The organism is Campylobacter sp. IFREMER_LSEM_CL908 (assembly GCF_025771545.1).
Classification (GTDB): Bacteria; Campylobacterota; Campylobacteria; order Campylobacterales; family Campylobacteraceae; genus Campylobacter_D; species Campylobacter_D lari_D.
On sequence record NZ_JAKMQK010000008.1, the window covers coordinates 75,104 to 83,091 of the forward strand.

A 7,988-nucleotide genomic window follows, 5' to 3' on the forward strand; every position below is an offset into this window, starting at 1 on the left:
TCTATATACTTAAATCAAGCAAATGAGAACTTTTTTTAACTACTTCTTGCCCCTCTTGTTCATCTTCATCTTCTTGCTCTTGTTCTTGATGATGTTTAGAATGCTTTTTTTCTTCCTCTTGCCTTTCTTTTACTTCATCACTTACTTCATGAGTTTGATTAACTTTTTCAAGTTTTTCAACCGCCTTTTCTTTTGCTTGAAATTCACTCATATTTACCAAAGTTGCAAAAGAATCTTTTGCCAATTCATTACTAGCTTGTGCTGAATGTACTGGTGCATTTTGGTTAGCAAAATGAATACCACCTATGGGACTTATAGGCATACTTACTCCTTTAAAACGCTTAAAGTCTTATAATTTGTATAATTTACAAAAGCCTTTTCTTTTATTTTTACAAAATTCTTACTAGTATAATCGACCAAATAAACTCCAGAACTTAGCTTGGAAAATTCCACACAAAGCTTTGCTGCAAATTCTAGCACTAATTGACTTATTTTTAATTTATTTGAAGTAATGATCACATGTGCACTAGGATAATCTTTTACATGCAGCCAAATATCATCTTTTTTAGCTATTTTTAATAAATACTCATTAGCTTTTTCATTGCGTCCTACGCTGATTTTAAACTCATCAAAATAAAAGCTACTAACCCCTGCATTTAGTTCCTCTTTTTTTGTTTTTTTCGTTTTTTTAGGCATTAAAACTTCTAATTCTCTCAAAGAGGTGCTTTTAGCAATTAAGTCTTTTAAATTTATTAGAAAATCAAGTTTTTCACTTAAAATTTCTCTTTCTATATTGATATTTTTAGCCTTTTGTTTTAGCTTTTTAGCCATTTTATAAAATTCATTCGCACTGTTTTTAGGAGTATCTTCGAGCTTAAAAGCAAGCTCATTTGCATTAAAATCTTGTAAAATAAATTCTCTTTGATAATCTTTTAAAGAATTTAAATTAGCAAACAAAACATCTGCTTTTTGGCTTAATTCTTGAGCTTTTTTTAATAAATTACTTTCTTGTTCTAAATTTTCTATGCTCTCTTTAAGGGTAAAGATTTTTTTATCTATATTTAAAAGTTTATTTTCTTTTATATCTTTTAGGCGATCTTGCTGTAACTTTTTAGCACTTTCTTTAAAATACACATTAAAATCATCAATCTTTACAAATTCTTCTTTGATCTCATAAGCTTTTAAAGCTTGGAGTTTTTCGCCTATTTTTACAACGCGGTAGCTTTTATCTATATGACGCAAAGCTTCTATGATAATATCATTGGTGTCTGTGATGATTACATTAGTGTTTTTTCCTGTAAATTCAAAATAAATCTTAGCCCCATAAGCTTTATAAGATTTTTCCGATAAAACTTCAAAAGATAAAATTCTATTATTTTCTAATACTTCTAAATTTAAAATCTTTGCGTTTGAAAAGTATTTTTTTAGCATAAAATCAAAAGGTGCATTATAGACTTTTACTTGGAGTTTATCTTGGTAAATTCCACTTTTTCCACGCGTTAAGTCTAGTATAAAAGCTTGATGATCTAAGCTAAGCTCTAAGATATTATCATCAAGGCGTTTGAGATAATTTAGTCTTTGAAATTGTTTAAAATAATCTTTTATTTGTATTAAATCTGTATATTTCATAAATGTATTATAAAATATTTTGATGAATTTATGAGGTTTTTATGAGTGAAAAAATTCCCTATCCTTGTGTGATTTTATGTGGTGGAAAGTCTTCGCGTATGGGAGAAGATAAAAGCTTATTGCAAGTAGATGATAAAAACTTAACTCTTTATCAATATGAAAAAATGTCAAGAATTTTTAATCAAGTTTTTATTAGCACCAAAAAAGATAAATTTCATCAAAAAAACTTAGCACTTATTTTAGATGAGGATTTAAACAACTATTCTCCACTCATTGCCTTAAATTCCATACTTAAACATTTTAAAAATACCTATGTATTTATCCTTAGCGTGGATACTCCAAACATAAACAAAGAAAGTTTTTACAAGCTTTTTGATCATCTAAAATCACAAAATATACTCTTAGCAAGCACAAAAAAACACAAGCATTATTTATGTGGATTTTATCATAGTAGGAATTTTGAAAAAACTTTGCAATTTTTACAAGAAAACAATCACAAATTAGCCCTTTTTTGTGATACAATGAAAGCAGAATTTATAGAATTTGAAGATGATAATGAGTTTATAAATTTAAATTATTTTAAAGAATATAAAAAGTGGCTTCATGAAAAAGACAATTCTACCCATAGTATGTGCTTTTAGTGCTTTAGCAAATGAGGATTTATTCAATCAAGCCTTAGAATATGAAAATCAAGGTAAGTACAAAAAAGCTATGCAAATTTATAAAAGCTTGGCTTTAAAAGAAAAACAAAAAGAAACAAGTTTAGAAAAGTCTTTTAATTTTGAGCAAAATACATCCAAAGAGAAAAAATTAGATGATATTAATCCAAAAAATGAAGCTTTAGCAAACTACCTTGGCACAGAAAAATCATACAATCCTTTTGGTATTAGCACGCATAATCTTAGCTATTTTATGCCTGTTTCTTATAGTTTTAGCAAGAGAGATTATAAAAGCACTGAAACTAAATTTCAAGTAAGCCTTAAAAAAACTCTTTTTGAAAATCTTTTGGGTTTAAATGAAAGTTATAACATAGGCTATACACAAATTTCATGGTGGCAACTTTATAAACATTCTGCTCCTTTTAGAGAAACAAACTATTTACCTGAATTTTTTATCAACTTTCCTATAAGCGGACATGGTGCTTTTGAGAATTTAAAAGATATACGCATAGGCTTATTACATGAATCTAACGGGCAAAATGATCCAAAATCAAGATCATGGAATAGAATTTATCTAAGCAATGCATGGTTTTTTGGTGATTTTATGTTCATACCTAGAGTTTGGCTAAGAATTCCTGAAAAAAGTTCAGAAGATGATAATCCTGACATAGAAAAATATTTAGGTAATTTTGATATTAATCTTGCTTATACCCAAGATGATTATTTTATCAATATATTGTGGCGTAATAATTTAAATTTTGCTAATAACCGCGGTGCAGTAGAAATAAGTGGAGCTTATAAAATTTCTAACAATGGCTTATATATTTACACTCAGTATTTTAACGGATACGGCGAGAGTCTTATTGAGTATAATAAATCTTCAAGCAGACTTTCAAGTGGAATATTGTTAATGTATTAAAATGGAAAAATTTTGCTTTATTAAGTTTATCATTAATAATGAAAAGTCTTTTAAAAGATTGTGCGATTTGTTTAATTATATCAAAATCTTAAAAGATGAGAATTTACAAATAGAAGATTTATACACAGATAAAAGTATATATAATTTTTACAGCAAAAAAGAATTAGAATATTTCTCAAGCAAAGATTGTTGGGAGTTTGATGATATTTTTGACTGCATAGGAAATGGAGAATACTATTTTCACTCCATAGAAAAAATAGAGGAAAATATCGCCAAATTATATTTTTACCCCATTTCTTTTCCTTATGGTGGAGTTGAACCTATAATCGAGTTTATAAAATCATTTCAAATGAAAATTCTTACAATTGATTGTGGTTATATGGAAGAATTTGAATATTAAAAGCCTTTTTAGACTTTTAATATTTTAAATTAAGAAAAATGCTATAACACTACCCAAGATAAGCAAAGAGCCATTAAAGCATAAAAAGGTTGGTATACAAGTATCTTTTATATGATCACCTTGCTTATCTGCATTAAGCCCTACACTCACTCCCAAAGTCGTTTCACTAGCAGGTGATCCTGCATCTCCCAAAGCTCCAGCAACACCGATGATAAAAATAATCGCAGCAGGTGAAAAACCAAGTTCTATACATATAGGACAAAATAAGGCAGCGATGATAGGAATAGTACCAAAAGAACTGCCTATACCTATAGTGATTAAAAGACCTATAGCTAGCATAATAAAAATAGCTAAAAAGTGACTTTGCTCCATAAAAGGCACGCTTGTTTTTACAAGCTCAGCTATACCTCCACTTTGTTTTAAAACCTCTCCATATCCTGAAGCAACAAGCATTACAAAAGCTATATAACCCATGATTTTAAGCCCATCATCAAAAACTAAATTAACTTTGTTATACTCTACTCCACCCAAAATTACCATCAAAACAAAACCTAAAAGCCCTGATAAAGGTAAATTGTGCGTTAAAATTTGCAAAATCAAAGTCAATCCAAGGCCAGCTAAAACTCCCCATTCTTTTTTACTCATTTTTAGATTTTCAAAGTCCATTTTGCTAATTTGTTCTTCTTGATATTCTCTTGGCTTAGCATAAAATACAAATACAGCCAAAAACAGACCAACTAACATACAAATAGCCGCAAAAGCCATAGTTTGAGAAACTTCTCCTAGGCTAATTTGCACCCCATTTGAATTTAAATTATCCACAAGCAAAGTTTGAAAAATAAGCCCAAAACCTAAAGGCACAACCATATAAGGAGTTGTCAGTCCAAATGTTAGCGCACAAGCTATGGCTCTACGATCTATTTTTAATTTATTAAAAAGCTTCAACAAAGGTGGAATTAATAAAGGTACAAAAGCTACATGGATAGGGATTAAATTTTGCGAAAAACAAGCAATAAGTGCCAAAGAAAGTATAAGTAAGTATTTTTTATGTGAAATATAATGCGAAACTATTTTAATCAAATATGCCGTTAGATTAGTTTTTGATATAGCAGCAGCCACCGCTCCAAGCAAAATATAACTTAGTGCTGTTTGCAAATTCCCTTGCATACCATCGATTAAAACCTTCATAGAATCCATCATAGCTTGTGGAAGTTGGGTAAAAAAATCCACTAAACTTAAATGCTCCATATGCATAAATTTAGACCAAATGCCTACAAAAAGCCCAGAAAGCAAAACACTAAGCAAAACATTAAACCTAAAAAAACACAAAAGCGTCATTAACAAAACGCCTATAAATACTGGATTAGTTAAAAGCATTACATTCCTTAAATCAAAATAATTGCACATTTTAAATAATTTTCTTTAAAATACTATTTAAGTTTAAAAAATTTAAGCAAAAATTGCAAAATAAAAGCATAAAATGATAGTTTTTACTTTAAAAAAGGATACAAATGAGAAGTGACGCAATCAAAAAAGGACACTTAAAAGCACCAAATCGCTCTTTACTTAGAGCATGTGGCTTAAATGATGAAGATTTTAATAAGCCTTTTATAGGTGTGGCAAATAGCTATATAGATATCATCCCAGGACATTTTTTCTTAAATGAATATGCAAAAATCATTAAAGATGAAATCCGAAAAAATGGCTGTATTCCTTTTGAATTTAACACCATAGGTGTTGATGATGGTATAGCTATGGGGCATGATGGTATGCTTTATTCTTTACCAAGTCGTGAAATCATCGCAAACTCTATTGAAACAGTGATGAATGCACACCAACTTGATGCACTAATTTGTATTCCAAATTGTGATAAAATCACTCCAGGTATGCTCATGGGGGCTTTAAGAGTTAATGTGCCGACTATTTTCGTTAGTGGTGGACCTATGAAAGCAGGAGTAAATAAACATGGAGAAAAAATCAGTCTAAGTTCTGTTTTTGAAGCAGTGGGAGCTTATGAGGCTAAAAAAATCAATGGAGAGGATTTAAAAGATATAGAATGCAAAGCTTGTCCTAGCGGTGGATCTTGCTCGGGTATGTTTACTGCAAATTCTATGAATACTTTATGCGAGGCTATGGGTATAGCACTAGAAGGAAATGGAACTATTTTAGCACTTAGCAAAGAAAGAGAAGAGCTTTTAAGAAAAGCTGCGCGTAGAATTTGTGAAATTGCACTAGATGAGCGTTTTAAAATTCGCAATATTATTACTAAAAAGTCCATTAACAATGCTTTAGTTGTTGATATGGCTATGGGTGGAAGTTCAAATACTATCTTACATATGCTTGCTATTGCTTATGAAGCAGGTGTAAATTTGGATATAAAAGAACTCAATCACATCAGTGCTAATGTGGCCCATATAGCCAAAATCGCTCCATCTTTAAACACAATATATATGGAAGATATACACAAAGCAGGTGGAGTAAGTGCGGTAATAGCTGAAATAGCTAAAAAACCAGGCCATATTTTAGAACTTGACACTCTAGATATTAGTGGAAAAACTTTAAAAGATCGCATTGAGAATGCTAGCATTAAAGATGAAAACATTATAAAAAAAATAGACAATGCCTATTCAAATGTAGGTGGGCTTGCTATACTTTTTGGGAATTTAGCTGAGCAAGGCTGTGTGATAAAAACTGCAGGTATTATGGGCGAGCGTAAATTCAAAGGAAAAGCGGTTTGTTTTAACTCTCAAGAAGAAGCCATTAAAGGCATTATAAAAGGTAAAGTTAAAGAAGGTGATGTGTGTGTGATACGCTATGAAGGACCAAAAGGTGGACCTGGCATGCAAGAAATGCTTAGTCCGACTTCATTACTCACAGGCATGGGACTTGGTGCTAAAGTTGCACTTATAACAGATGGTCGTTTTAGCGGAGCTACAAGAGGACTTAGCATAGGCCACATTTCTCCTGAGGCTGCAGAAGGTGGACTTATAGCGCTTTTAAAAGATGGTGATGAGATAGAAATTGATGTAGATACTTACAGCATCAATGCAAATTTAGCCCAAGATGAAATTGCTAAACGCAAAGCAAATTTTAAAATGCCTTATAAGCAAATAAATTCAAGATGGCTTAAAATGTATCAAAAGCTTGTTAGTAATGCTAGCAAAGGCGGGATTTTAGACTTAGAATAATTTTCTTAATTTCTTAAAGAAATTAAGAAATATCTTTTTAAATGTAAAACAAAATATGAAAAATTATGTTAAAGTGGCCGGGAGAAAGGGATTCGAACCCCTGGAGGTGTGACCCTCAACGGTTTTCAAGACCGCCGCTTTCGACCACTCAGCCATCTCCCGTAAAAGAATAAAAATATCAAGTATTAACATCGCATTGGAGGCGACATCCGGATTCGAACCGGAGATCAAGGCTTTGCAGGCCCATGCCTTACCGCTTGGCTATGTCGCCTTGAGTTACCAAAAAGTGGTGCCCGAGGCCGGACTTGAACCGGCACGGAAGAAAAATTCCGAGGGATTTTAAGTCCCTTGTGTCTACCAATTCCACCACCCGGGCGGGTGATAATGGAGCGGGAAACGAGATTCGAACTCGCGACCCCAACCTTGGCAAGGTTGTGCTCTACCCCTGAGCTATTCCCGCATTAAAGTTGAAATTATACTTATTAAAACTTAAATGCACATAAAAAATATAAAAACTACATATGTTTTCAAAAAGATAAAAAATTTTTATTTTTTTCTAATTATTTTATAAGTAAAATACCCGGCCAAAAAATAACTAAAAAGGAACAAGTATGTTTAAATTTAACAGTTTATCTAATAAATTGACAACAATAGCCTGTTTTTTAATAGCTATTATACTAATAGTTGTTAATATGATTAGCTATTATCAATCTAAAGAAAGCACTAGTTATTATCTAGAAGAAATTCAGAAAAAAACTATGTTTGATGTTAATTCAGCATACAATATATATTCTGGAGCAAAAAGAGATGCCATTGCTTCTATTGTTAAATTTGTAGAAAAAAATCCAAGGGTTAATTCTGGCGAACTATTTGATATATTAGAAACAGTAAAAGAAGCAGCTGGCTTTAATGTAGTATATATTGGATTTAATGACGATGGAAAATTATATCAATCTAACAGAATTATTAGAAGTCCTGAAGAAACCGGATTTGACGCAAGAACAAGGTCATGGTATCAAGAGGCCAAAAGCGTGGGAAAACTTGTAGTATCAGATCCTTATAAAAGCATAGAAGATGACTCTATAACAGTTTCTTATACAGCTCCAATATATTCCAATGGAAAACTTTTGGCAGTAGTTGGAGGTGATTACAACCTGCATACTTTTGCAAAAGATGTGTTAATAATGGGTCGC

8 protein-coding genes and 4 tRNA genes are annotated in these 7,988 nt (G+C 31.3%); 5 read left to right on the top strand and 7 right to left on the bottom strand.

The features are described 5' to 3' along the window. Position 1: 1 nt before the first annotated feature. Positions 2-322 (bottom strand): hypothetical protein, encoded by a 321-nt coding sequence (locus L8U04_RS04545; protein WP_133319048.1) that lies wholly within the window; start codon positions 320-322, stop codon positions 2-4. A 2-nt stretch (positions 323-324) separates the two neighbouring features. After that, a complete protein-coding gene (locus tag L8U04_RS04550) occupies positions 325-1,629 on the bottom strand; it encodes an NFACT RNA binding domain-containing protein (RefSeq protein ID WP_263709534.1) in 1,305 nt (434 codons plus the stop codon). Positions 1,630-1,670: 41 nt separating this feature from the next. Between L8U04_RS04550 and L8U04_RS04555 the strand changes: the two genes are divergently transcribed. Genes L8U04_RS04555 through L8U04_RS04565 form a run of 3 tightly spaced genes read left to right on the top strand, consistent with a single transcriptional unit; the run spans position 1,671 to position 3,607 of the window. After that, positions 1,671-2,270, top strand: a complete 600-nt coding sequence (locus L8U04_RS04555) for an NTP transferase domain-containing protein (RefSeq protein ID WP_263709535.1) — start codon at positions 1,671-1,673, stop codon at positions 2,268-2,270. Then, positions 2,233-3,207: a phospholipase A gene (locus tag L8U04_RS04560; RefSeq protein WP_263709536.1), complete on the top strand. Its 975-nt coding sequence runs from the start codon at positions 2,233-2,235 to the stop codon at positions 3,205-3,207. Before L8U04_RS04555 ends, L8U04_RS04560 begins: the two co-directional genes overlap by 38 nt. A gap of 1 nt (position 3,208) precedes the next feature. Next, positions 3,209-3,607 (top strand): hypothetical protein, encoded by a 399-nt coding sequence (locus L8U04_RS04565; RefSeq protein ID WP_039629213.1) that lies wholly within the window; start codon positions 3,209-3,211, stop codon positions 3,605-3,607. A 24-nt stretch (positions 3,608-3,631) separates the two neighbouring features. On the opposite strand, the gene L8U04_RS04570 is transcribed toward L8U04_RS04565, so the two are convergent. Continuing rightward, the gene (locus L8U04_RS04570) at positions 3,632-4,984 is read right to left on the bottom strand and encodes a Na+/H+ antiporter NhaC family protein (protein ID WP_133319052.1); all 1,353 of its coding nucleotides are present in this window, start codon (positions 4,982-4,984) and stop codon (positions 3,632-3,634) included. Positions 4,985-5,118: 134 nt separating this feature from the next. Here L8U04_RS04570 and ilvD point away from each other — a divergent pair, with 134 nt between their 5' ends. Continuing rightward, complete coding sequence (gene ilvD, locus L8U04_RS04575) at positions 5,119-6,795, top strand: dihydroxy-acid dehydratase (RefSeq protein WP_263709537.1); 1,677 nt, start codon at positions 5,119-5,121, stop codon at positions 6,793-6,795. Between the two features lie 74 nt (positions 6,796-6,869). Here ilvD and L8U04_RS04580 read toward each other — a convergent pair. The 4 genes from L8U04_RS04580 to L8U04_RS04595 all read right to left on the bottom strand — a co-directional run bounded on the left by L8U04_RS04580 (position 6,870) and on the right by L8U04_RS04595 (position 7,255). Continuing rightward, a tRNA-Ser gene (locus tag L8U04_RS04580) sits at positions 6,870-6,957 on the bottom strand. Between the two features lie 35 nt (positions 6,958-6,992). Next, positions 6,993-7,066: transfer RNA gene (locus L8U04_RS04585), tRNA-Cys, on the bottom strand. 16 nt (positions 7,067-7,082) lie between these two features. Next, positions 7,083-7,171: transfer RNA gene (locus L8U04_RS04590), tRNA-Leu, on the bottom strand. A gap of 9 nt (positions 7,172-7,180) precedes the next feature. Next, positions 7,181-7,255 (bottom strand) — tRNA-Gly (locus L8U04_RS04595). A gap of 151 nt (positions 7,256-7,406) precedes the next feature. Between L8U04_RS04595 and L8U04_RS04600 the strand changes: the two genes are divergently transcribed. Then, positions 7,407-7,988, top strand: a 582-nt coding sequence (locus L8U04_RS04600; RefSeq protein WP_263661590.1) for a cache domain-containing protein, incomplete at its 3' end; no start/stop codon positions are given.